This window comes from Sideroxydans sp. CL21, assembly GCF_902459525.1.
Lineage (GTDB): Bacteria > Pseudomonadota > Gammaproteobacteria > Burkholderiales > Gallionellaceae > Sideroxyarcus.
In genome coordinates this window covers 681,794-704,376 of record NZ_LR699166.1, presented here as the reverse complement: position 1 = coordinate 704,376, position 22,583 = coordinate 681,794, and the positions used below count along the sequence as shown (strand labels likewise).

At 55.2% G+C, this 22,583-nt stretch carries 33 protein-coding genes; 23 read left to right on the top strand and 10 right to left on the bottom strand.

Going from position 1 to position 22,583, the window contains the following annotated elements:
* The first annotated feature begins 37 nt into the window (after positions 1-37).
* The 4 genes from QOY30_RS03400 to QOY30_RS03385 all read left to right on the top strand — a co-directional run bounded on the left by QOY30_RS03400 (position 38) and on the right by QOY30_RS03385 (position 2,178).
* Positions 38-1,069 (top strand): hypothetical protein, encoded by a 1,032-nt coding sequence (locus tag QOY30_RS03400; protein WP_283743232.1) that lies wholly within the window; start codon positions 38-40, stop codon positions 1,067-1,069.
* 92 nt (positions 1,070-1,161) lie between these two features.
* Positions 1,162-1,416, top strand: coding sequence for an AbrB/MazE/SpoVT family DNA-binding domain-containing protein (locus tag QOY30_RS03395; RefSeq protein ID WP_283743231.1), 255 nt, complete (start codon positions 1,162-1,164; stop codon positions 1,414-1,416).
* Positions 1,417-1,418: 2 nt separating this feature from the next.
* On the top strand, positions 1,419-1,715 hold the full coding sequence (locus QOY30_RS03390) for a type II toxin-antitoxin system RelE/ParE family toxin (RefSeq protein WP_283743230.1): 297 nt from the start codon (positions 1,419-1,421) through the stop codon (positions 1,713-1,715).
* Between the two features lie 37 nt (positions 1,716-1,752).
* Entirely contained in the window at positions 1,753-2,178 is a 426-nt protein-coding gene (locus QOY30_RS03385; protein ID WP_283743229.1) for a helix-turn-helix domain-containing protein, read from the top strand.
* Positions 2,179-2,503: 325 nt separating this feature from the next.
* Here the strand turns inward: QOY30_RS03385 and QOY30_RS03380 are convergent, their stop codons facing one another.
* Both QOY30_RS03380 and QOY30_RS03375 read right to left on the bottom strand, forming a co-directional pair.
* On the bottom strand, positions 2,504-2,824 hold the full coding sequence (locus QOY30_RS03380) for a DUF3301 domain-containing protein (protein ID WP_283743228.1): 321 nt from the start codon (positions 2,822-2,824) through the stop codon (positions 2,504-2,506).
* Positions 2,825-2,862: 38 nt separating this feature from the next.
* Positions 2,863-3,087, bottom strand: coding sequence for a DUF1653 domain-containing protein (locus QOY30_RS03375; RefSeq protein WP_283743227.1), 225 nt, complete (start codon positions 3,085-3,087; stop codon positions 2,863-2,865).
* 183 nt (positions 3,088-3,270) lie between these two features.
* Here QOY30_RS03375 and QOY30_RS03370 point away from each other — a divergent pair, with 183 nt between their 5' ends.
* From QOY30_RS03370 to QOY30_RS03325, 10 genes are all read left to right on the top strand, one after another.
* Positions 3,271-3,561 carry a nucleotidyltransferase family protein gene (locus tag QOY30_RS03370; RefSeq protein ID WP_283743226.1) on the top strand — a complete coding sequence of 97 codons (291 nt, stop codon included), beginning with the start codon at positions 3,271-3,273 and terminating at the stop codon, positions 3,559-3,561.
* Positions 3,558-3,920, top strand: a complete 363-nt coding sequence (locus QOY30_RS03365; RefSeq protein ID WP_283743225.1) for a HepT-like ribonuclease domain-containing protein — start codon at positions 3,558-3,560, stop codon at positions 3,918-3,920. The genes QOY30_RS03370 and QOY30_RS03365 overlap by 4 nt, the downstream gene beginning before the upstream one ends.
* Positions 3,921-3,998: 78 nt before the next feature.
* Positions 3,999-4,532, top strand: a complete 534-nt coding sequence (locus QOY30_RS03360) for a DUF1697 domain-containing protein (protein WP_283743224.1) — start codon at positions 3,999-4,001, stop codon at positions 4,530-4,532.
* Positions 4,533-4,827: 295 nt separating this feature from the next.
* On the top strand, positions 4,828-5,052 hold the full coding sequence (locus QOY30_RS03355) for a hypothetical protein (RefSeq protein ID WP_283743223.1): 225 nt from the start codon (positions 4,828-4,830) through the stop codon (positions 5,050-5,052).
* Positions 5,053-5,169: 117 nt separating this feature from the next.
* A complete protein-coding gene (locus QOY30_RS03350) occupies positions 5,170-5,763 on the top strand; it encodes a 2OG-Fe(II) oxygenase (RefSeq protein WP_283743222.1) in 594 nt (197 codons plus the stop codon).
* Positions 5,764-5,888: 125 nt separating this feature from the next.
* Complete coding sequence (locus QOY30_RS03345; RefSeq protein ID WP_283743221.1) at positions 5,889-6,470, top strand: DJ-1/PfpI family protein; 582 nt, start codon at positions 5,889-5,891, stop codon at positions 6,468-6,470.
* Between the two features lie 86 nt (positions 6,471-6,556).
* Positions 6,557-6,937: a ribbon-helix-helix domain-containing protein gene (locus QOY30_RS03340; RefSeq protein ID WP_283743220.1), complete on the top strand. Its 381-nt coding sequence runs from the start codon at positions 6,557-6,559 to the stop codon at positions 6,935-6,937.
* A 175-nt stretch (positions 6,938-7,112) separates the two neighbouring features.
* Positions 7,113-7,373: a hypothetical protein gene (locus QOY30_RS03335; protein WP_283743219.1), complete on the top strand. Its 261-nt coding sequence runs from the start codon at positions 7,113-7,115 to the stop codon at positions 7,371-7,373.
* Between the two features lie 187 nt (positions 7,374-7,560).
* Positions 7,561-8,043 (top strand): C-GCAxxG-C-C family protein, encoded by a 483-nt coding sequence (locus QOY30_RS03330; RefSeq protein ID WP_283743218.1) that lies wholly within the window; start codon positions 7,561-7,563, stop codon positions 8,041-8,043.
* Entirely contained in the window at positions 8,043-8,999 is a 957-nt protein-coding gene (locus tag QOY30_RS03325) for a PDC sensor domain-containing protein (RefSeq protein ID WP_283743217.1), read from the top strand. Before QOY30_RS03330 ends, QOY30_RS03325 begins: the two co-directional genes overlap by 1 nt.
* A 27-nt stretch (positions 9,000-9,026) precedes the next feature.
* Here the strand turns inward: QOY30_RS03325 and QOY30_RS03320 are convergent, their stop codons facing one another.
* Both QOY30_RS03320 and QOY30_RS03315 read right to left on the bottom strand, forming a co-directional pair.
* On the bottom strand, positions 9,027-9,692 hold the full coding sequence (locus QOY30_RS03320; protein ID WP_283743216.1) for a hypothetical protein: 666 nt from the start codon (positions 9,690-9,692) through the stop codon (positions 9,027-9,029).
* 89 nt (positions 9,693-9,781) lie between these two features.
* Positions 9,782-10,594, bottom strand: coding sequence for a hypothetical protein (locus QOY30_RS03315; protein WP_283743215.1), 813 nt, complete (start codon positions 10,592-10,594; stop codon positions 9,782-9,784).
* A 193-nt stretch (positions 10,595-10,787) separates the two neighbouring features.
* Here QOY30_RS03315 and QOY30_RS03310 point away from each other — a divergent pair, with 193 nt between their 5' ends.
* From QOY30_RS03310 to QOY30_RS03295, 4 genes are all read left to right on the top strand, one after another.
* Complete coding sequence (locus tag QOY30_RS03310; RefSeq protein WP_283743214.1) at positions 10,788-11,693, top strand: hypothetical protein; 906 nt, start codon at positions 10,788-10,790, stop codon at positions 11,691-11,693.
* Positions 11,694-11,884: 191 nt separating this feature from the next.
* Positions 11,885-13,063, top strand: a complete 1,179-nt coding sequence (locus QOY30_RS03305; RefSeq protein WP_283743213.1) for an NAD(P)/FAD-dependent oxidoreductase — start codon at positions 11,885-11,887, stop codon at positions 13,061-13,063.
* Positions 13,064-13,189: 126 nt separating this feature from the next.
* Complete coding sequence (locus QOY30_RS03300) at positions 13,190-14,263, top strand: glycosyltransferase family protein (protein WP_283743212.1); 1,074 nt, start codon at positions 13,190-13,192, stop codon at positions 14,261-14,263.
* 59 nt (positions 14,264-14,322) lie between these two features.
* A complete protein-coding gene (locus tag QOY30_RS03295; RefSeq protein ID WP_283743211.1) occupies positions 14,323-14,745 on the top strand; it encodes a hypothetical protein in 423 nt (140 codons plus the stop codon).
* Positions 14,746-14,760: 15 nt separating this feature from the next.
* On the opposite strand, the gene QOY30_RS03290 is transcribed toward QOY30_RS03295, so the two are convergent.
* The gene (locus QOY30_RS03290; RefSeq protein ID WP_283743210.1) at positions 14,761-15,246 is read right to left on the bottom strand and encodes an FKBP-type peptidyl-prolyl cis-trans isomerase; all 486 of its coding nucleotides are present in this window, start codon (positions 15,244-15,246) and stop codon (positions 14,761-14,763) included.
* Positions 15,243-15,725 carry a peroxiredoxin gene (locus tag QOY30_RS03285; RefSeq protein WP_283743209.1) on the bottom strand — a complete coding sequence of 161 codons (483 nt, stop codon included), beginning with the start codon at positions 15,723-15,725 and terminating at the stop codon, positions 15,243-15,245. The genes QOY30_RS03290 and QOY30_RS03285 overlap by 4 nt, the downstream gene beginning before the upstream one ends.
* Positions 15,726-15,800: 75 nt before the next feature.
* On the opposite strand from QOY30_RS03285, the gene QOY30_RS03280 reads away from it, so the two are divergent.
* From QOY30_RS03280 to QOY30_RS03270, 3 genes are all read left to right on the top strand, one after another.
* A complete protein-coding gene (locus tag QOY30_RS03280; RefSeq protein ID WP_283743207.1) occupies positions 15,801-16,934 on the top strand; it encodes a cupin domain-containing protein in 1,134 nt (377 codons plus the stop codon).
* A 14-nt stretch (positions 16,935-16,948) separates the two neighbouring features.
* Positions 16,949-17,440 carry a DUF7931 domain-containing protein gene (locus QOY30_RS03275; protein WP_283743206.1) on the top strand — a complete coding sequence of 164 codons (492 nt, stop codon included), beginning with the start codon at positions 16,949-16,951 and terminating at the stop codon, positions 17,438-17,440.
* Between the two features lie 187 nt (positions 17,441-17,627).
* Positions 17,628-17,825 carry a hypothetical protein gene (locus QOY30_RS03270; protein ID WP_283743205.1) on the top strand — a complete coding sequence of 66 codons (198 nt, stop codon included), beginning with the start codon at positions 17,628-17,630 and terminating at the stop codon, positions 17,823-17,825.
* Between the two features lie 10 nt (positions 17,826-17,835).
* On the opposite strand, the gene QOY30_RS03265 is transcribed toward QOY30_RS03270, so the two are convergent.
* From QOY30_RS03265 to dapA, 3 genes are read right to left on the bottom strand one after another with little or no spacing between them, the layout of a single operon-like run.
* Positions 17,836-18,600 (bottom strand): MBL fold metallo-hydrolase, encoded by a 765-nt coding sequence (locus QOY30_RS03265; protein WP_283743204.1) that lies wholly within the window; start codon positions 18,598-18,600, stop codon positions 17,836-17,838.
* Positions 18,578-19,246: an NlpB/DapX family lipoprotein gene (bamC, locus tag QOY30_RS03260; protein WP_283743203.1), complete on the bottom strand. Its 669-nt coding sequence runs from the start codon at positions 19,244-19,246 to the stop codon at positions 18,578-18,580. The genes QOY30_RS03265 and bamC overlap by 23 nt, the downstream gene beginning before the upstream one ends.
* Before the next feature lie 11 nt (positions 19,247-19,257).
* On the bottom strand, positions 19,258-20,133 hold the full coding sequence (gene dapA / locus QOY30_RS03255) for a 4-hydroxy-tetrahydrodipicolinate synthase (RefSeq protein ID WP_283743202.1): 876 nt from the start codon (positions 20,131-20,133) through the stop codon (positions 19,258-19,260).
* Positions 20,134-20,242: 109 nt separating this feature from the next.
* On the opposite strand from dapA, the gene QOY30_RS03250 reads away from it, so the two are divergent.
* The gene (locus QOY30_RS03250) at positions 20,243-20,476 is read left to right on the top strand and encodes a FeoA family protein (RefSeq protein ID WP_283743201.1); all 234 of its coding nucleotides are present in this window, start codon (positions 20,243-20,245) and stop codon (positions 20,474-20,476) included.
* Complete coding sequence (gene feoB / locus QOY30_RS03245; protein WP_283743200.1) at positions 20,473-22,260, top strand: ferrous iron transport protein B; 1,788 nt, start codon at positions 20,473-20,475, stop codon at positions 22,258-22,260. Before QOY30_RS03250 ends, feoB begins: the two co-directional genes overlap by 4 nt.
* Positions 22,261-22,276: 16 nt before the next feature.
* On the opposite strand, the gene QOY30_RS03240 is transcribed toward feoB, so the two are convergent.
* Positions 22,277-22,576, bottom strand: coding sequence for a hypothetical protein (locus tag QOY30_RS03240; protein ID WP_283743199.1), 300 nt, complete (start codon positions 22,574-22,576; stop codon positions 22,277-22,279).
* Between the last annotated feature and the right edge of the window lie 7 nt (positions 22,577-22,583).

Below are 22,583 nucleotides of genomic sequence, written 5' to 3'. Positions count from 1 at the left end.
GTTAGTCTTAGTCGTTTTAACTCTCGGTGGAACAACTATGGAAAAAATGACGAATGGGTTTACTACTGAACTTCGCCGAATGGAATTTGAAAATCATGGTGTTTGCGTGGCGTGCGGTTATAAGTTTAAAAAAGGTGATACGGCCAATCTTGGATACGACAACTCCGATGCACCATTGTATGTCTGTGATAAATGCACTCGATTACTCAAAGAACCCACCATAAAGCGATACTATTCACCTCGGCCGTATGATGTACCAACGCCACAGTGCAAACTCTGGCGCTATATGGATTTCACAAAATATGTAAGCTTACTTTCGTCTCGTGGATTGTATTTCACTCGCACAGACTGCTTCGAGGACACCTTTGAAGGAGCTAAAGGCTTAAGGAAAAATAAAGAAAAATGGGATGCTCACTATTTTGATTTTTTTTGTAGCGCAATCAAGAATCCGCCTGAAGGAAATAAGTGCGAACTTTCCGAGAAAGAAGTAGAACAACTTGCGAACAAGCTTCTCAGCGATCTTGAAAGCGGCGGAGAAGCACACAAGAAAAGAGTTTTCGTCAGCTGCTGGCATGAGAGCGAACATGAATCAGAAGCCATGTGGCGACTCTATTCGAGTTTCTTGGCCAACGCCGTTGCTGTTAGAACAACATATAAGAGTCTATACAGCGCACTTGGCCGGGACCCCTCGATAAGCATCGGTCGTGTGCGATACATAGACCTAAAGAAAGAATACGCTGGGGTAAATGACGCATTCTGGAGGAAAAGAAAATCCTTTGAACATGAAAGAGAAGTACGAGCTTTGATCATGGACTTTGAGTGCAAGGACATGGGCAAGGTGGTGCCCTGCAATCTGGATGTTCTGATTGAGGAAGTCTTTGTTTCGCCCAAAGCTCCCGATTGGCTCATCGGTTTAGTAAACGATGTGAATGAGAAATACGGCATTAAAGTAAAAGTAAGTACGTCGGAACTAAGCGAGGTACCTTTTTTTAAAGAACTATTGGGGGCGAAAATATTCAGGGACAGACCACTATTTCTGATTGAAGAATTCCTCTTGTTAGAACAATAGGGGACGTACCACGGTTTCCACGTTTTCCGCTGTTGCCCTCCCCTCTGCTCCGGTGTAAATTGCCCCCACCCCCTCGGTCAAGGATATACGAAATGATCACCGCCACTGTCACCAGCGACTACAAGATCACACTTCCCAAAGAGTTACGTGAGTCTATGCACCTTCAGCCCGGCCAGGAGTTCGTACTGATTCAGAATGGCTCGGGTATACAAATGGTTCCCAAACTTTCCGCCGAACAATTGAAGGCTGCTGTCGCACAAGGTCTCGCAAGCGGGCCAAGTATTTCCGCCACCGAGGTCTTTGACCGTCTGGAAGACAAATACCGCAAACTCGCCACGGGCAAGTAAGCGTGGCGCGTTACCTTGTTTCGCCGCTCGCCGAACAGGATATTGAAAGCATCGGCGACTACATCGCCCTCGACAACCCTCACCGCGCTTTGACCTTTGTCACCGAACTGCGCAACCAATGCGCCAAAATCGCGTCCTCACCCAAAGCATTTCGCGCCCGTCCGGAATTGGGCGAAAACATCCGCTCCTGCGCCTATGGCAATTACGTGATCTTCTTTCAGGATGTCCAGACTGTCTGCATCGTGCGTGTACTGCACGGGGCAATGGATATTGAAGCGCGCTTCGTTGAAAAGCAGTGATCTGAGCCGGCGTGGCTAGAAAAAGGAGTAAACAAAAATGAGCATAGTTGACCGTCATCTCGATCTCGCCTCGGTGCAATCTGCCTGGCAGGACTTAAACAAACTCGTCCCGCTCGGGGCTATCACCGGCGAAAAAGATTACAAACGCCGCGTGTCGGTGATGGACGAATTGCTCGACCGCATCGGTGCGAATGAATCGCATCGCCTGATGCCGCTACTCGATCTCGTAACCAAGGATGTGGAAGCCTACGAAGCCAAGCAGCAAGCCCTGCCCGAGGCAGCACCTGCCGATGTGCTCGCCTTTCTAATGGAAGAGCACAACCTGAAGCAAACGGATTTGGCTGAAGAGCTGGGCGGGCAGAGTATTGTTTCTGCCATTCTGAACGGAAAGCGCGAACTCAATACGCGCCAAGTGAAGGCACTGGCAGCGCGGTTTAATGTCTCGCCTGCTGTGTTTCTGTGATGAGTGAGACCACCAGAAAAGTCATTGAGCCCGGCAATTACCGCAGCGCCGGGGACTTGATCGCAGAACTGGGCCGCCGACTCGCAGAGGACGATGTCAATCCCAACGATACCGTCAGTTGGGAAGCTATCCGAACCGAGGCTCAGACTCGATGGAAGGCACAATCAATCTGAACATTTAACCGTCTTTCCGCACCAGTATCTTCCCGAACGATTGCAGCACCGAAGCCCGTAGGTCGGGTTAGCGGTTTCATCGTGTAACCCGACGTTCTTTTGAATTCATGTCGGGATGCGCTACGCTAACCCGACCTACGGATTTTGCTTCTTCACTCCACAATCTGATACGGCTCCATAGCCACTCTTTCAACCCGGTCGCCGAGCATGACCACTTTTCCTTCCCGCCTGCTGTTTCCCGTTTCGCTGAATTCGAAGCGATAGGTGCGGCGCAACACCCTGCGTCCATATGCATTGCGCGCCAGTGACAGTTTGGTACTGGCGACGGTGTCATCCAGAAATTGAACGTCCATCCTGTTGCAGGCTTGCCTGCCCGCTTCGCACGCGATCTCAAGGATGCGGATGCTGTGCAGCCAGAACCAGAACCCCAGGCCCAACACTGCCAGTAGCAACAAGCTCGCAAAGTCCACCATGTATCCTGTTATGAAAAGTTTGATCGGCAGGCCGTGCTTCAACCCAAGGGGGCGAAGCGCGGGACGGTCTGGCCCTCGTGCTGCACCTGTTCGAAAAAGGCAGCCTTGGGGCGCGTCCAGATCAGGCCTTCTTCGGACTTGTAGACCATCATGATGACGTCGGGATCGGCCTCCAGCTTCGCCTCGCAGACGATCTCGTAGATGCCACCTTTGTAGTGCCGATATTTCATTGCCTGACCTCCTTGCGCTGTTGCTCCATTCATTCCGGTACAGCATTAATCCTTGCCCTATTGTGCCCGATCGAGACCGGAAATAATCGAGTTGCCATTCTAAGGAACAATAAGGGACCCACCACGGTTTCAGCCCGCTTCGCATCTACCTGTGCCACCATCAAAAAAGACGGCATAATAAGCGCATCAAATTCCGGTCATTACTCGACATCGACCATGAAGCCCTCCGAAGCACTCCACACACATCGCGCCGCCATTCGCCGCGTGATCGAGCAAAGCAGGATGCGCAACCCCCGCGTGTTCGGCTCTGTGCTGCACGGAGAGGATACCAGTAACAGCGATCTCGACATTTTGGTTGATCCGCTACCCGGCACAACCTTGCTCGATCTTGGCGCCGTCCAGTTCGAACTTGAAGAGTTGCTCGGCGTATCGGTCGATGTGCTCACCCCCGGCGATCTGCCCGCCAAATTCCGCGACCAGATACTCAAAGAGGCTGCCCTCGTATGAGCTCCGGGAAGCCGTTGCGCCACAACGACTATCTCGACCACATGCTTGAGGCCATCGGACTTATCCGCAGTTACGTCGAAGGCTTTTCCAAGAAAGATTTCCTGGCCGACAGGCGAACCCAACAAGCGGTCATCCTGAATATTGTGATCATCGGCGAAGCCGCCACCAAGCTGGCAGACGAATATCCCGAATTCGTTGCCCTCCATCCCGATGTGCAATGGAAAAGCATGCGTGGTATGCGCAACCGTATGGCGCATGGCTACTTTGATATCAATCTGGATATCGTCTGGGACACGATACAACAATCCATTCCCGCCCTTGGGCTGCAGATTCAACAGCTTCGGCAACACAAAGGCTGAAGTAATCAAGGGGGCGGCCTCGAATTGTTTTTCGATAAACTAGCCGCCTGACCAATTTGCATTTTCATCTGACAACCCATGACCACGCTCATCGCCCTGCTGCGCGGCATCAATATCGGAGGCAACAACCCGTTGCCGATGAAGGAGCTCTCCGCATTGCTGACGGGCATGGGATTGCGCGATGTGCAGACTTACATCCAGAGCGGGAACGTGGTGTTCCGCTGCGACGTGAAAAATCGGGCGGCGCTGGCCACGAAGATCAGCGCTGCGATCGAGGCACAGCACGGCTTTGCTCCGCATGTGCTGCTGCTTGACGCCGCGGAGTTGCGCAAGGCGATGGCGGGCAATCCTTATCCGGAAGCGGAGGCCGATCCCAAATCCCTGAGCCTGCTCTTTCTGGATGAAGCGCCGCCGCATCCCGACTTGAAGTCGCTGGAGGCCATCAGGGCCGACAGCGAACGTTTCAAGCTGGCGGGCAAGGTGTTCTACCTGCACGCACCGGAGGGTTTCGGCCGTTCGAGGCTCGCCGCTCGCGCAGAAAAGCTGCTGGGCGTCGCGGCCAGCGGACGCAACTGGAGCACCGTGTGCAAGCTGGCCCAAATGGCCGGCTGAAAGCTTCCCGGTGCCATAGCCGCCCGGCCCGCATGCCAGGCGGATACCCCCAATGACTTCGGCGGAGTGAACTGAAGGAGTCAGCCTCAGATAGCCCATTGGGGCCATTCTTCCTTTGCTTGTCATCCATATACTATCCAGGCACGTTAAGTAATGTGCACGTGAGCAATTTTCAGGTGCAGTTGCCATAGCGGCTGCTGACGACGCAAGAGCTTGTACTTATATTTTTCATCAGCATGATCCGGTAACTTGGCAGATAGGGGCTGTGCTGCTACCCCAAGCAAGGAGAAGTGAAATGAGTACCCTCGTGATAGATATGAACGGCAGCGATATCGAGCATGCAGTGCCCGCAATCGAAGAGTACGGCGACGAGGTGATGTGTGCGGGATGGAACCCGCAACTCACCCTGGTGGGCGAAAGCCCCGTTGCGCAGACGAACAAGCACGTCAACCTGACAGCCGATCTGGCGAGCGTTGATGTGGATGCTTTTCTGAAAAAGATGTACGAGCTTGAGTGCTGATATCGAGTAGTTCAAAAACGGGCCAAGGGATTTGGCTCCGCAGTGGTAGTCGTGCGACTTGATCGCCCGCAATCAGTAACAGTCCCCTGAACCATAGGTGCTAGACTCAATGCACCTATGGACATCGCAAAAATCGCTACAGAGCTTGAACACACCGGTTACATCGTACTGGCCAGACCGCTGGTGGATAAGCTGCTGGCAGAGTTGTTCACGCGTTGCCACGATGACGACCCCATACGCTTCCATGCCGCGCAGGTGGGCAGAGGTGCGGCAAAGCAGCAAATAGATTCGATACGCGGCGATGTGATCGATTGGCTGGATGCACGCAACAGCACCGACCAGGCTTATCTCGCCTGTATGGAAGAGTTGCGTCTTGGGTTGAATGCGGCACTTTTTCTTGGCTTGTTCGATTTCGAAAGTCACTACGCCATCTACGGCTCGGGCGATGGCTATGCAAAACATTCCGATGTATTGCAGGGCAAGAAGAACCGGATACTTTCCACCGTGCTGTACCTGAATGAAGACTGGCATGCCTGCGATGGGGGTGAGCTGGTTGTCTTCGAGGCGACGGGCAAGACGATCGTCGCGACCGTGAACCCGACCTTCGGCACGATGATCATTTTCCTGAGCGAGTCTTTTCCGCATGAGGTCCTCACCTCTCACGCCACCCGCCGCAGTATCGCCGGCTGGTTTCGCGTCAGCGGCAGCTGATCCTGTCTGGCCGTAAAACTTGCTTTTTCAGCATGCGTTAGCCGGTTACCACCCGGTTTTTGCCGATTGCTGCAAGAATGAATCCTCGGCATGAAGGTGCATGCCCCTACAACAAGGAGAGAAACATGGCTGCCAAAAAGATATTGATGCTGGTCGGTGATTTCGTCGAGGATTATGAGGTGATGGTTCCGTTCCAGGCGCTGCTTGCGGTCGGCCACACGGTGCATGCGGTGTGCCCGGACAAAAAGGCGGGCGACAGCGTCGCCACCGCGATCCATGATTTTGAAGGCCAACAGACTTATTCGGAAAAGCGCGGGCACAACTTCGGGCTCAACGCCACGTTCGCCGATATCAAGGCGGAATCCTACGATGCGCTGGTGATACCCGGCGGCCGCGCCCCGGAGTATCTGCGCCTGAATCCGCGGGTGCTGGATATCGTGCGCCACTTCTTCAGTGCCAACAAACCTGTCGCGGCGATCTGTCACGGTGCGCAGATCCTGGCGGCGGCGGGCGTGCTCAAGGGCAAGCGTTGCTCGGCCTATCCGGCTTGCAGCCCCGAAGTGGTGCTGGCCGATGGGAAGTTCGCCGAGATCGCGATTGACGCCGCAGTGACCGACGGCAACCTGGTGACTGCCCCGGCCTGGCCCGCACATCCGGCCTGGATCGGCCAGTTCCTCAAGGTACTGGGAACCCGCATCGAACTCTGACGCTTTCATTCGCAGCTGAAACAGTGCTAAATTGCCCCGTGGGAATACAACGGTATTCCCACTGATCCTGACAGGGAGATTAGGCAATGTGCAAAATTTTCATCAGCGCAGACCCCGAGTTGTATCGTTGTCGTTCAAGGTCATTGAGGCTCTCCGGCGTCGCCACGAGCATCCGTCTGGAGAACCAGTTCTGGCAGGTGCTGGAGGAGATCGGCCGACGCGATAGTCTGAGTATCGCGCAGCTCATCTCCCGCCTGTACGACGAGCTGGCCGATACCGGCGGCGACTGCACCAACTTCAGTTCATTCCTGCGCGTCAGTTGCCTGCGCTACCTGGCGCTGCAATTGTCCGGCCGTATTCCTGCCGATATCGAGGTGCCCATACGATCGCTGGACGCAGACTGGGTTCTTGCCGGAGAGAAACGATCTCAGCCTTTGGGTGAAAAGATCGCTTTCTGCGCTCCATAGCGATCGATGGATCAATAGTCTCCAGCAACACCCGTCGTATTGGCTCGCACAACATCAATGCTTCTACCGTAACGACTACTGCCTGAATACCGGTTTGTACGTATATATTTCATTTACATAATGGACTAGCTTGTATGCAGGGCGTGTGTTGGTGCGCCCCGCTAGGAGGTGTGACATGGCTAGCATCGTATTGAATGTAAATGGATGCGATACCGAGCATGATTCGCTTATGCTCAAAGAGTACGGCGAGGAAGTGATGTGTGCAGGGTGGAATCCGCAACTTGCACTGGTGGGCAAAGACTCCGTCGAACAGATCGGCAAACACCCGGATGAACGAGTACTTGTCGCGGCTCCCGATGTTGCCGATTCCGCTCCGGAGGAAGTGATCGATAGCGTCAGATTCCTGCGATCGGGAATTATCCCGCAATGCCCGTAAACAGAAGATCTGAAGGCTATTGAACATCCGAAAGACAGCGCGACTGACAAGTCGGGCCGACATATTCCCTTCATTTGTGTGCCGTAACCTATTCCGGCACTGCACGATCCCTGAGCCAGTCCATTGCGGATCGGTCAGGTTAGACGTACCATAATATTAGTAATTTCTAATATTTAAGGAGTCGATCATGGATATGGAGCAAACAAGCACGCTCGGCGAGCAAGCCTACGAGAAAGCCCTCGAATACGAGCTGGCCTACGGTTGCTGCCCGCAGTGTGTTCTGGCGACCGTGCAGGAGACTGTCGGGATCGTTGACGACCAGACGGTGAAGGCCAGCCACGGCCTTTCGGGCGGCGGCGGCCTGCTCGGCGAAGGCGTCTGCGGAGCACTCACGGGCGGGTTGATGGCATTGAGCGCAAAGTACGGTCGCGACCGCGACAAACTGGGCAGTGGACGTCACATCAACAATTTCATGAAGGCTAAAGAACTCACCGAGCGTTTCCGCCAGGAGTTCGGCGGCGTCACTTGCCAGCAGTTGCAGCAGCAGTTCACAGGGCGCACCTATGACATGTGGAATGCCGAAGAATACAAGGCGTTCGACAAGGCCCGCGGTCAGCAATGCGCCCATGCAACGGGGACGGTGACGAAGTGGGTCGTCGAGATGCTGTAATGCCCCAGACAAAAGATACATTGCAGGAGAGCATTGCGCAGCAGCGCACTGAGCTTTTGCAAATCATGCAGGAGCCGCTGCAGCAACTTGCGGCACGTTGTCACCCAGCCTGGTCTGACCGCGCAAGACTCGATCAGGTATTGAGCGAAGGATTGAAAACACTGCCTTTCGGCAGGTCGCTTTATGCACTGGATACCAATGCGATCCAGATCAGCAGCAATGTCAATGCCGAAGGATTGATACTGGCCTCCTTCGGCCGGGACCGTTCAAGGCGACCTTACATGAGCGCAGTGTTGCCGATTGCAGGCACGCTGCTTTCGGAAGCTTATATCAGCCTGCTCGGGCGGCGCCCTTCGCTGACTGCCGTGCAGATCGTGCGCGATCTGTCGGGAACGGTGCTGGGATTCATCGGCGCCGATTTCGATCTGCGCGACCTCCCGCTGACGCGCAAACTGTACGACGAGCCGGTATTCTGGCAACAACTCAAGGGCGACCCTTCCATACGCAACACGGTCTTTCACCAGAATCGGGCCGAAAGTGTGATGGATCAGCATATCGAAACCGTGCTGGGGGTGATCGAGGAATTGATGGTTTATCACGGTGTCTATCATGTGATCTTGCACTTCTCCAGCAGCCGGGCTGTTATCTGGGTGATGGAAGATCCTTACCGTTACCGCCTGCTCGACATCGACGCATTGAACGACCCGGATATCTGCCTCGCCTACCCCAGAACACCTTATCCGGATAATGCGCTGGTGCCGCGTGACCGTATACGCCCCGTGCTGGATTTGTTTCGCAAGCTGCGATACATGGACGATATGTTCTACCTGCGTTCAGGCACCCTGAATCTCTTTAACGGCATCGTCGGCCTCACTTTTTCGTGCGACGGTTCGCATTACATTCCCCACGATGAGTTTTTGAGTGCGGGATATGATTTCTGGATCGGCAACAAATAACCGACGAAGACAACGCGCTGGCCCGGCTCAGTCTATGCTATCCAGCTTCCCGCCCGTGGCAAGACTTGATATCTTGGCCAGCACAACGGAAAGTTCTTTTACTTTGGTTTCCAGCACGGCCAGCTTGTTGGCCATCTCGATCTTTTTTTCCTGGTCCTGCCTGACGTTTTCCCTGAGCTGCTCAATCATCTTCATGTATTCGATGAGTTTCTGCTTTTCTTCTTCAAGCTGGGCATTTTTTCTGGCGAGCTGGCTCTCTTCAACTGTGGTCAATTTATTCAGTTGAGCCTGCTGCTCGGCCATCTTCCTGACCATCTCGGTGCTCTTTTCCTGCTCCTGCCTGGTGCTTTCCCTGAGCTGCTCGATCATTCTCATGTATTCGAGCGATTTTTTCTTCTCGTCTTCAAGCTGGATGTTTTTCTTGACGAGTTGGCTCTCTTCCACTTCATCCAGCTTGTTCAATCTGGCTTGCAGTTCGGCTGTCTTTGCCTGTTCCTGCTTGAGGCTCTCACGCAGTTGCACGATGGTTTTCAGAAGATCGAGCGACTTGCTGCGCTCTTCTGCGAGCAGCGCATCTTTCTTGGCAACAAGTTGCTGAGCTTTGTTTTCATCCGCAACATTGCTTTTCTCGACATCGTTTTTGGCGGCATCGGTGAAAGTGCGAAGTTTAAATGTCTTATCCATATCAGCCATTTTCGTCAATTCCGGATTGATACGCAACACGGCGCAAACTTGAATGCTTGCGAATGTTGGACCTGTTCAAGCACATGAGCAAGTCTCATCTATTTGCTTTGCACATCGACCGGAGCGGACAACTGATCGATTGCTGCCGGTGGTGGAGTCGCGGCACCGTGCGTGCCCAAGGGAGCCGTCAATTGAATGATGTCGGCCGGGCTGCTTGCAGACTGCGACGGTGCAACCGGAGGTGTCGCAGTGACAGGGGCAACGATCAGCTTCGGCGGCGGCAGCTTGACCGGCGGCGACGCCTCTATCGTATTCGGGGATGCGTTGATTGCCGCAGGTTGCGTTGCTTGAGGCTTGCCATCTGCCAACGGCTGGGGTTTGACGGGCTGAGCAACCACAGGTCTCCTTTGAACCATACGCGGTTTTGGTTGCAGCGCAGGCGGTTTCTCAGTCTGAGTCTCATTTTTCTGCAAATCTATTGCCGATTCTGATGCACTCTTCGTGACGATGGCCGGCTTATCGGACTCGACTTGAGCCTGTCTTTCAGGCTCTTTCCTTGCCGCCGGAGGAATCTCGGGCGAGGCGATGTTCTCAGACTGGAATGTCGGAGAGCTGACCTTCGCTTTTGCCCGAACAGGCGGGGTGAGGTCTTCGCTCTGCACCGGTTCCGTTTGTTGCGGGGCAAGCAGGCCCTGCCAGACAACAGCAGCCGAGATCACGATGGCCATTATCCCGGCCAGCCACAATACGCGGCGGGTATTGTCATGCCTGCGGACGATGCGAACCTTGGCCTTGCCAAAGATCGTATGGGTGATTTTCGCATCGCCAATCTCTGTCCAAATGCTCGGTCGTGCATTGCTTGTCAGCAGTTGGCGGTCTGGAATATCGAGCTGGTTGACATCTTGACTCATTGGTTCTGCTCCGTGAATAGTGCAGTTCGGCAGTCACATCATAGCAAGTAATGGAAGGGTTACAACCGGGGAGTCGATAACGGTTTTTCTGGCGCCCTGCGGGTCCGTAATATCCAAAGCATTCAAGCCGGAATCGCATAGGCGGGCTTTCCGGTTTTAGGATATTGTCCGGCTAATTCGACAAGGGGACGATATGAAGCATCGCGTATTGATTCTGGGGCATGGCAAGATGGGGCATGCCATGGAATGTCTGGTGTCCGGGCGGCACGATGTCCGCATCTGGTGCATGGAAGAGAAAGGCGAAGCACCGCTGGAGGATCTGGTCGCATGGGCGCAGGTGATCCTGTTCTGCCTACCGGTGAATCCGCACCATGAAATCGTCACTCGAATCGCGCCATATCTTGCGCAAGGCAGCCTGTGCCTGACTATCGCCAAGGGACTGGATGAATCGGGACGGACTGCAGCTCAGGTGTATGAGTGCGTGCTCACGGGCGGTCATCACTACGGCGTGATCTACGGTCCGATGATCTCGGAGGAGATCAGAACGGGGCGCCATGCTTTTGCCGATGTGGTGTTGTCCGACACTGCGGACTTTCAAGTAATATTCGATCTGTTTCTGGGAACCAAACTGATTTGCGAACAGGCATCGGACATGCACGGCAGGAGCTGGTCGGTGATCCTGAAGAACGTGTACGCGATCATGTTCGGTGTCGCAGACGAACTGAAACTGGGAAACAATATGCGCGGTCATCTGATGGTGACCGCCATCTCGGAGTTGTCCGGTATCGTGCAATCGTTCGGCGGTCGGGCGCACACACCCTACAGTTATGCAGGACTGGGAGACCTGCTGACGACGGCCACCAGCGAAGATTCTCATCACCATGCGCTCGGTCGTCAATTGGTACGCGGCGAGTGGTCCAACATCTCCGGTGAGGGAGTGCATACTTTGCAGATGGTGGTGAAGCATCATCTTTTCGATTGGCGAGCTTTTCCCCTGTTCACCCTGGCACACGATATCGTCACTGCACCGGAAACACTGCATGAACGGGTCGAGGATTATTTGAAGCAATTGAGGGAAAGGGTAAGTTGCGCGATATGAAGACGGTCGTTTTGCACCGCTTAAAAACACAGCCAGAAGGGTCAATCCGGCGTGTGCGCCAATCCGGACATTACGGCGTAAGATGATGCGTTCATTTTGGTGATTCAACCTGCGTTACTTTAGATGCAGCGAGTTAGGTATGTTTGTTTTGGCAAACGGTTTAACGAGCCTGACAATTAGAAGGAGCGGACATGAAGCATCACAAATACATCATAGTCGGCGGCGGCATGACTGCCGATTCAGCCATCCACGGTATCCGGAAAATCGACAATAGCGGCAGCATTGCCTTGTTCTGCGATGAAAGCGATCCTCCCTATGACCGCCCTCCCCTGTCCAAATCGCTATGGACGGGCAAGCCCTTCTCCTCCATCTGGCGCAGTCCCAATGGCCTGGATGTCGACATGCATCTGGGCAAGAAAGTGGTCGCGCTTGATGCTTCCAAAAGGACGGTGACCGATGATGCGAGAAACACCTGTTCTTATGAAAAGTTGTTGCTCGCCACGGGTGGCACGGTACATCAACTGCCGGACGCAAACGGGAGCGTGATCTATTTCAGGACCGCGGGCGATTACCGCAAGCTGCGCGCGTTGTGTGAACACGGCTCGGAGTTTGTCGTGATCGGCGGAGGCTTTATCGGTTCGGAAGTGGCTGCCGCACTTGCCATGCAAGGTAAACAGGTCACCATGATCTTTCCTTCAAACGGGATCGGATCGCGTGTCTATCCGCCGTCGCTCGTGGCGTTCCTGAATTCCTATTACGAAATGAAGGGAGTCAAGCTGCTCGATTCGGAAAGCGTCAAATCGGTGCGGACAGCGGGAAGCAAGACGATAGTGACCACGGGAAAAGGCGTCGAGATCTCTGCCAACGGCGTGGTGGCCGGCCTCGGCATCCAGCCCAACACCGCGTTGGCCGAGCAAGCCGGTCTCATCGTGGACAACGGGATCGTGATTGACGAGCTGCTGCGCACCAGCAATCCCGACATCTATGCAGCGGGAGACGTGGCGAATTTTTACAGTGCCGCACTGGACAAGCGCATGCGCGTGGAACATGAAGACAACGCCAATGCCATGGGAGAATTGGCGGGCAGGAACATGGCCGGGCAATCCGACATCTACAGCCATCAGCCCTACTTCTATTCCGACCTGTTCGACCTGGGCTACGAAGCGGTGGGTGAACTCGATTCGACACTTGATATCGTCGAAGACTGGAAGGAGCCGTTCCGCAAGGGTGTCATCTATTATTTGCGCGACGGCCGGGTGCGCGGCGTCCTGTTGTGGAACACCTGGGGACAGGTTGCCGCCGCGACACAGTTGATTGCGGAAAAAAAACAGCATTCCAGTTCAGCGCTGGTGGGGAAAATAAGCGATTAGGCTCGCTTCCGAGATAGTGTAAATTACCGGACGGTCGCAATCGGCATGCACCGACTCAGTCGGGTGGCCCCATTGCGTCGCATTTGAACATTCCCTGCGCCACGGTAATTGAAAGCTATCCAGGACATGCCCCATCTCGTTGTTTCCATCTCCGGCCACGGCTTCGGCCATGTCGCACAGACCGCTCCCATCCTGAACCTGCTGCATGAACGCGTACCGAAGTTGCGCCTGACTGTGCGCTCCACGGTACCGCTCGCACATCTGCGTTCGCTCATCCGCATACCTTTCGATCATCTGACCAGCGAGGGCGACATCGGCATGCTGATGTCGTCGGCGCTGGACGTGCGCGCAGAGGATAGCCGAGCGGCTTACCGGGCTTTCCATGCGGATTGGGACCCGCGCATCGCCGATGAGGCACGTCTGCTGCACGATCTCGGTGCGGATATGGTGTTCTCCAACGTCGGTTATCTGCCGCTGGCCGGAGCGCAGCGGGCAGGCATTGCAAATGCGGCACTATGCTCTTTGAACTGGTTCGATATCTATCGGCACTATTGCGGCGACGACGCCATTGCTGCGCAAATGCTTTCCTGCTACGCCAATGCCGATGCCTTTCTGCGCACCACGCCGGGCATGGCGATGAGCAATCTGCCCAACCTCGTTCCGGTCGCACCCATCGCGGCCGTTGGCACCAACCGGCGCGATGAATTGAGTCGCCATTTGAAATTGTCGCAGGAAGAAAAGCTGGTGCTGGTCAGTATGGGCGGTATCGCCAGCCGTTTGCCTGTCGAGCGCTGGCCGCGCATAGACGGCGTGCGCTGGCTGGTGCAGGAGAGCTGGCAAGTTGTGCATCCGGACGCCGTCGTGCTGGAATCGCTGCCGATGAATTTCATCGATCTGCTGGCCAGCTGCGATGCGCTGCTGTGCAAACCGGGTTATGGCAGTTTCGTCGAAGCCGCATGCAGCGGAAAGCCAGTATTGTTCGTGACTCGAGAGGGTTGGCCCGAAGCACCGCCCTTGACCGAATGGCTGGGACAGCACGGTGTATGCCGGGAGGTTACGCGCATACGGATGGAAAACGGGGATATCGCGGGCGCGCTGTTGGACCTCTGGTCTGCACCTGCGGCCGTCCCGCCAAAGCCGGATGGCGCGGCACAGGCGGCGGACTGGATCAGCCGCCGACTATCTCTTTCGGGGTATTGATTTCGCCCGGCCTGCACGGCAGGATGAAGCTATTCTAACTTCCAGAGGCGGACGCCATCATGATCGAGTACATTTTTTTCGACATCCCACTGCGCGACAAATTCGTATCCTATGTCGAAAAACGAGGAGTGCAGTACACGGCCCCCGAGGACAACATGGGAATGGTGGTGGCGATCCCCGAGGACATACCAGAGCGTGTATCGGACGACATCGAAAAATATTACACAATGCTCGAAGACGAGCAGGAAACGCAGAGCGAGACGGAAGGCGACCTGAACCGCCTGGCCGGATTCAATTTCACCCTGCCGAACGGCGAACCGCGCATGCTGCCGCTGCAAATCGAAATGGCCAACCGACTGCTGGCGCATTTCAGTCTGGATGAGATTCAGTATTTGCTGAATGCCGTGGCGGAATGCACGGTGAACCCGAACGACGACCATCTGTGTCACATACTCGCCGCCCGGAGCCAGAAAAACGGTTAGGCCGGTTCGGCCTGCTTAGTGGTGGTGTCCACCGTCGCCATGCACGTGACCATGTGACAATTCTTCGGCTGTGGCCGCGCGCACGCCGGTCACCGTGCCGGCGAATACCAGAGCCTTGCCGGCCAGCGGATGGTTGCCATCCACGGTGACTTCATCGTCGGTGACTTCAGTGACGGTATAGAGCACATAGTCTTCATCGTCGTCGCCTTCAGCGCCGCCTTCAAATTGCATGCCGACAGCGACATCCTTGGGGAACATGGCGCGCGGTTCGGCGCGCACAAGATCGTGTTCATATTCGCCAAAAGCGTCGTCCGGTTCCATGCTGACGGAGAATTTATCGCCCACGGCTTTGCCGTGCAGGGCTTCCTCGACAAGGGGGAAGATGCCATCGTAACCGCCGTGCAGGTAGCTGATAGGGTCGCCATTCTTTTCCAACAGGGCGCCGCTGGCGTCGGTCAGTTCATAAGTCAGCGAGACAACGGCGTTCTTTTCAATCTTCATTTCATTTCCTTTATCAGTTTAAGAATCTCCTGGGGGTGTCCGTGGGCATGGACACCGTACAAGACATGGCGCAGCTCGCCCATTTTGCCGATGACGAAAGTGGAGCGCTGGATGGAGAGTTTCTTGTGACCATCCACTTCCTTCTCGTACAACACGCCGTATTTCCTGCAAACACGCCCGTCGGTGTCGGACAACAACTGCACCGAAAGACCGTACTTGTCGCGAAAGGTGGCGTGGCTGATGCAATCGTCGCGGCTGATACCGACCACGATGGTGTCGTACTTGGCAAACTCTTCTTCGCAATCGCTGAATTCGTTCGCCTCCATCGTGCATCCCGGCGTATCGTCCTTGGGATAGAAATACAGCACGATGTTCTTGCCGCGTTGCTCGCTCAGGCTGAACATCTGCATGTCTGCATCCGCCAGCTCGAATTGCGGCGCATCTGTTCCTGTTTGTAGCTGTACTACCTGTAGTGGCATAGCGCCCTCCTGCCGGAGCATTCTAACCGAGTTTCATTTTGTACCAAACGGTTTCGCGGAGATTATAATTACCAGATGAATATTAAATTAACCCTGCTCGGCGGTCTGACCGTCAACGAATTTCTGCGCGACTATTGGCAGAAGAAACCTTTGCTGATCCGCCAGGCTGTGCCCGGTTTCAAGGGCCTGCTCGATCCGCAACAATTGATCGATCTGGCATGCGTTGCCGATGTGCAGGCACGTCTGGTTACGTACCAGCGCAAACAGTGGAAATTGCGCCACGAACCTTTCGAACCGGCAGATTTCGAGGGGTTGTCGAACAAGGGAAAATGGTCGGTGCTGGTGCAGGGTGTCAATCACTTCCTGCCGAAAGGCGCCGAACTGGCAAAGCAATTCAACTTTATCCCGCATGCGCGGTTCGACGACCTGATGGTGAGCTATGCGCCCAAAGGCGGAGGGGTCGGCCCGCATTTCGATCCTTACGATGTTTTCCTGCTGCAAGGTCTGGGGCATCGGCGCTGGCAGATATCCACGCAAAAAGACCGCACACTGGTCGAGGGTGCGCCGTTGCGATTGCTGCAAAATTTCAAAGTGGAACAGGAATGGGTATTGGAGGCGGGCGACATGCTGTATCTACCGCCCCAATGCGGCCATAACGGCATCGCAGAAGACGACTGCATGACCTATTCCATCGGTTTTCGCACTCCCTGGTACCAGGAGTTGGCGGAACAGTTTCTGGTTTATCTGCAAGACCGCATCGAGATTGAAGGCATCTATGCCGACCCTGGCCTGAAAGCACAGAAGCATCCGGCCGAGATCAGTGCGGACATGCTGCAACAAGTCGGACGCGCTATCCGCAAGGTGAAGTGGGACGACGAAGATGTTGCCAACTTTCTGGGTTGCTACCTCTCCGAACCCAAACCCCACATTTTCTTTGACACGCCCGTCAAGCCCTTGGCCGAAGAACGTTTCGGGCAGGCGGTACAAAAGAACGGAGCCACGCTCGATCTCAAAACCCAGATGCTGTGCCATGACAGCACAATATTCATCAATGGCGATGCGCATCAGGTCGGCATGGGCTGCTACCGCATACTGCGCGAACTGGCCGACGCAAGGAGCCTGCCAGCCGCATGCAAGCTCACGCGGGAAGCCACGGATCTGCTATATCAATGGTATCTGGATGGATATCTGGTACCGGGCAAAAGATAATACGGGATTCGATCTTGAGCAACGACGCCCTGCAGCATTCAACGTTTGACGGTGTGGCCGACTACATCGCCGCGCTCGATACAGTGTGTTCATCGGCACAACGTACGCTGAATATCTTCGAACAGAACTTTGAAGGCATCGGTTTCAATACCGAAGCGCGTTTCGATATGTTGCACCGCTTTCTGCTTTCCAGCCCGATCAACCGCCTTAACCTGCTGGTTCACGATCCGCAATATCTGATCCGCTATTGTCCGCGCATGATGATATTGCTCCGCCAATTCGGTAACAGCATGTCCATCTACCAGACAACCAAAAGCCTGCTGCACATTTCAGACCCTTTTGCTGTTGCGGATAATGCCAATTACGTGCGCCGCTACCACTTTGACGATATGCGCGGACTGTTAGCCAGAAACGATCCCGAAGAGGCACGCCGACTCAATTCACGCTTCAACGAAATGTGGACTTCGTCCCATCCCTGTGCGTCAGGTACAACGCTTGGGCTATAGTAAGCGCATGTTCACTGATATTTTGCAGGGATGGTGGTAGAATACCGCGCCTTTCGCAACGAGGGAGACTTTGGCGAATGGGTACCAAACAAATTTAGCACTCCCGTAATTTTTAAATCAACCGAAGGAAATGAAATGAAATTGACCTCTCTGATCGCTGCCGTTTTGGCTCTGTCTTTGGCCGCTTGTGGCAAACAAGCTGAAGCTCCCGCACCTGCTCCTGCTCCTGTTGCCGCTCCTGCACCAGCTGCTTCAGCTCCTGATGCCGCTTCCGCAGTTGCTGCTCCTGCTGCTTCCGAGCCGGCTGCCGCCGCTCCTGCTGCAAAGTAAGAAGCTGATCCAGCTTGATAAAAAAGCCGACGCAAGTCGGCTTTTTTGTTTCTGAAAATTCCTAATCAGGAAATCTCGCACCAGTCCAATCCCAATTCCTGCGTAGCCACGGCGATCCGGTCCGTAGTGCAGCCTAATGCTCTGCTTAGCGCTTCCACTGCCAGATCGATCGCATTGTTCTTGCGGCTCAGATGCGCTGCAACAATATGCTGCAATCGGCTGTTGTCCAAGCGCGCCAGCAAAGCAGCAGCATCGTCATTGTTAAGGTGTCCGTAACGCCCGCCGACACGCTGTTTCAGATTGTAGTGATAATCGCCCTCGGCAAGCATCCGGGCGTCGTGGTTGCATTCCAGTACCAGCGCATGACAACCGCTCAAGGTCGCTTCGATATGCGGCGTTGAACTGCCGGAATCGGTGAGCACTCCCAGCCTGAAAGTTCCATCACTGAACACGTATTGCACCGGTTCCGCCGCATCGTGCGGCACGGGATAAGGCTGCACCCGAACCTCACCGATCTCAAATGGCAGGTGCGGATTGATCTCGGTGATGGAAAGTTCGTCGAACGAAGTGTTTTGGGTGCGCAAGGTGCCGTGGGTCAGCCATACCGGAATGTTGAATTTGCGAGCCAGACGCGCCACGCCGGAAATGTGATCGCCGTGTTCGTGCGTGACCACGATTCCGTTGAGTTGTTCGGCTTGCAGTCCAAGACGCGCCAATCGCGACATTGTCTCGTTTAGCGAAAAACCGCAATCGAGCAGGACATGGGTTTGCCCGACTTGTACAACGAGGGCATTGCCCTCGCTGCCGCTACCGAGAAGTGCGAACCGCATCTCCGCGAGGAGGGCGAGACTGGTCGCCGGTATTGCTTTTGTCCATGTTTTGGAACAGCACATCTACGAGTCGCGTAGTTTCCGCGCTGCTCTTGCCATCTTGATCCACAATGGTGACTTCACTGCCTGAGCCAATTTCACGCACCACGACCTGATAGTCAGGCTGCTTCTTTTTATCTTTATCAGGCGCTGCCGCAACAAAATAGATACCTTTGCTTCTGTCCTTGTCCGTTGTAACGAGACGAGCATGATCCAGTGCCAACCCGACCCTGCGCCAGCTTCGATCGAACGGATCATCCAGCAATATACTCTTTGTGCCATTGCCTTCCTGCAACTTGGCAGTTGGCGCCTTGACCGGTTGCGGAGCCGGAGTTGCCGCAACCGGTGCACTCGCCGGGTTCACGCAAGGCTGTTCCGCCTTCCTGGTATATTCCGAATAGCTGGCGACCTTTTCCCCGTCTGTCCCGGGAATGATGTAACGCTGTTCCGTCTCTGGAACAGTCAGATCGGGAGGGACTTCCAGCGACGGTGTTTGCACCGCTCCAGCTTTATAATCCACCGGTTTCCGGTCGAACATGCTGAACATGCCGCATCCCGCGAGTAACGATGTTGCAACGAATCCAAATACGACGTTCCTTAACTTCATGTTTTTTCCTATTAAATGACGCCAGCCTGACGCATGGCGGCTTCCACCGCCGGTTGCGCTCCGGCAGTCAGCGGAGTCAATGGCAAACGCAGGGCATTCTTCATCTTGCCCATGCGCGCCACCGCCCACTTTACCGGTATCGGGTTGGCTTCAACGAACAGGTTGCGATGCAAGCCGAGCAGGCGGAAATTGATCTCGCGTGCTTTGGCGAGTTCGCCATTCAATGCAGCAGTACACATCTCGTGCATCAGCCTGGGCGCGACGTTGGCAGTCACCGAAATCGAGCCATGTGCCCCAAGCAGCATCAACGCCAGCGTGCTGGCATCATCCCCGCTGTATATGGCGAAATCCTTGGGCGCTTTCTGCAACAGGTCGCTGCCGCGCGAAATATCGCCGGTCGCCTCCTTGATGCCGACGATGTTCCTGATCTGCGCAAGGCGCAGGACTGTGTCATTGTGCAAGTCTGCACCCGTGCGTCCCGGCACGTTGTACAGGATATGCGGCATGTCCACCGCTTCGGCGATGGCTTTGAAGTGCTGGTAAAGACCTTCCTGGGTCGGCTTGTTGTAATAGGGAACCACGGTGAGGGATGCGTCCGCTCCGGCCTTCCTGGAAAAAGTGGCCAGCTCGATCGCTTCCTTGGTCGAGTTCGCGCCGGTTCCGGCGATGACAGGGACACGCTTGGCAGAATGCTTCACCGCTTCGGCGATGAGCAACTCGTGCTCTGCCACATCGACAGTGGGGGATTCGCCGGTGGTACCGACCACCACGATGGCGTCGGTGCCTTCGGCTATATGGAAATCGATCAACGCGCGGAAGGCCGCCAAATCCAGGCTGCCGTCCTCTTGCATCGGCGTGACGATCGCTACGAGACTACCTTTGATCATGTTTCTCTGCCACAAAAATAAAGATGGCATTCTACCCTATTCGCCCCGCCCTACGCGACAAGAGCGGCACCCGTGTGGAATAATGCAGGCAACTGGAATCCATTTGATCATGCCCTCCCTCACCTTGGCCCATCTGCAACCCGGCGATATCGCCACCATCGTCTCCATCCAAGCCGAAGAAGCATTGCATCTGCGTCTGCAGGCACTGGGATTCCGCAGCGGGAAGCAGATCGAGCTGATACGCAAGGCCAGTTTTTCCGGTCCTTTGCAGGTGCGCATCGGCACCACCGACATCCTGCTGCGCCGCAACGAGGCCGAGAAGATCAAAGTGTGCCAGGCATGAAGCGCATCGCTTTACTGGGCATGCCCAACACGGGCAAGTCCACCCTGTTCAACCGCATGACAGGCGGTGCCGCCCGCGTGGGCAACTGGCCAGGCATCACTGTTGAACTTCTCAGCGGCAGGATTCTTCTCGGTTCGGACATGGTGGAGATCATCGATCTGCCCGGCATTTACGATCTGCATGGTTTTTCCGACGACGAGCAGGTGGTGCGCCATTTCATTCATGACAACGTACCCGACCTGGCGCTCGTCATACTGAATGCCACGCAGATCGAACGCCAGATGAGCCTGCTGCTGCAACTCAAACAGCTCAACATGAACCTCGTGGTCCTGCTCAACATGGCGGACGAGGCCAAGAAATACGGCATCAGCATCGACAGCCGAAAAATGACAGAAATGCTGGGCATACCTATCTTCCTGCTCAGCGGAAAATACGGCACAGGCTACCAGGAAGCACTGCAGGCCATCGCCAAGGCATTGCGCTACCCCACGCCCGGCATGGCGGAAGAACTGCGCAGCCAGCTGGAAGTGGACGAACACATCGAATCCGAGATGGCGCGCATCTTGAAGCATGCCGTGCAAGTTCCGGCGCAATTGCCGGAGAACCTTACGGACAAACTCGACCGCGTGATGCTGCATCCGTGGCTCGGGCTGCCGATCTTCTTCGCCATCATGTACCTGCTGTTCCAGGGCATCTTTTTCCTCGGCCAACCGCTGCAAGCCTGGGTGGCCGAGGCGCTCGGCTGGCTGCGCGAGACCGCGCTTAACCCCGCCCTCTCCGGCTTGCCTGTCTGGCTTTCCGGTTTGCTGCTGGACGGGATTTACAACGGCGTTGCCACCGTCGCTGCCTTCGTGCCCATCATCATCCTGTTCTTCCTGTTCATGGCCATGGTTGAAGACAGCGGTTATTTGTCGCGCGCAGCCTTCCTGATGGATGCGCTGATGGCGAAGATGGGATTGGACGGACGCGGCTTTGTGATGCTGCTGATGGGTTTTGGTTGCAATGTGCCCGCACTCATGGGTACGCGTGTGATGCGTTCGCGCAGCCTGCGACTCCTCACCATGCTGGTGATTCCGTTCTCGCTTTGTTCGGCGCGCTTGCAGGTATTCGTGTTCATCACCGCCGCGTTGTTTTCTTCCAAAGCCGCGCCGCTAGTACTGTTCAGCCTCTACTTGTTCAGCTTCGCCACGGCCATCGTCACCGCCTTGCTGTTCAAGAATAGCTTCAAGAACAACGAACCCTTCGTGCTCGAACTGCCGCCGTACCGGTTTCCCACTGTGCGCCAGATGCTGCTGCGCGGTTGGCTGGAAGTGACTCACTTCTTGCGCCGGGCCACGCAATTTATCGTTGCCGGCGTCGTGCTGGTATGGCTGCTCACGCATTTGCCGACCTCGGCTGCTCCCGCAAGCTCAGGCACACTGGCCGGAATGATAGGCAGCCTGCTGCACCCGATCTTCGCCCCCATCGGCATCAACGACCAACTTACCATCGCTTTGATCTTCGGTTTCGTCGCGAAGGAGATCGTCATCGGCTCGCTGGCTGTCATCTACGGATTGAGTGGTGATGCACTGGGCAGTGCGCTGGGACAACAACTGGATTGGGTACAGGCCTACAGTTTCATGCTGTTCACCCTGATTTACACGCCCTGCCTCTCGGCGATCGCCACCTTGCGCAGCGAATCAAAAGACCTGCGTTACACACTGTTCGCGCTCAGCTGGTCGCTGGTTCTGGCATGGGTAGTCAGTTTTGTCTTTTACCAGGGAGCGCGCGCGCTGGGGTATTGAACGTGCGAAACCGGAATTACGGTTTTTTCCAGGCTTGATCGAGCAATTCCTGCGCTCTTGAATATTTCGCCTTGGCCTCGTCCAGATTCTTTTTTGAAACTGCCGCTTTCTGTCTGTCGTCAGACAAACGGTTCTGCGCCTCGGTCAACCGCTTTTCAGATTCGGACACATGTTGCAGGTTGTCCTTGTACTCCGCATCAGCCTTGTCCAGGTTCCCGCGAGCGTATTCGACACCTATTTGTTGTGCCGAAACATCCTTGGCTTGTGCCAGGGATGTCATCGAAAGCAAAGCGAGAATCACAGCAAGTTTCAGCACGTTCTAC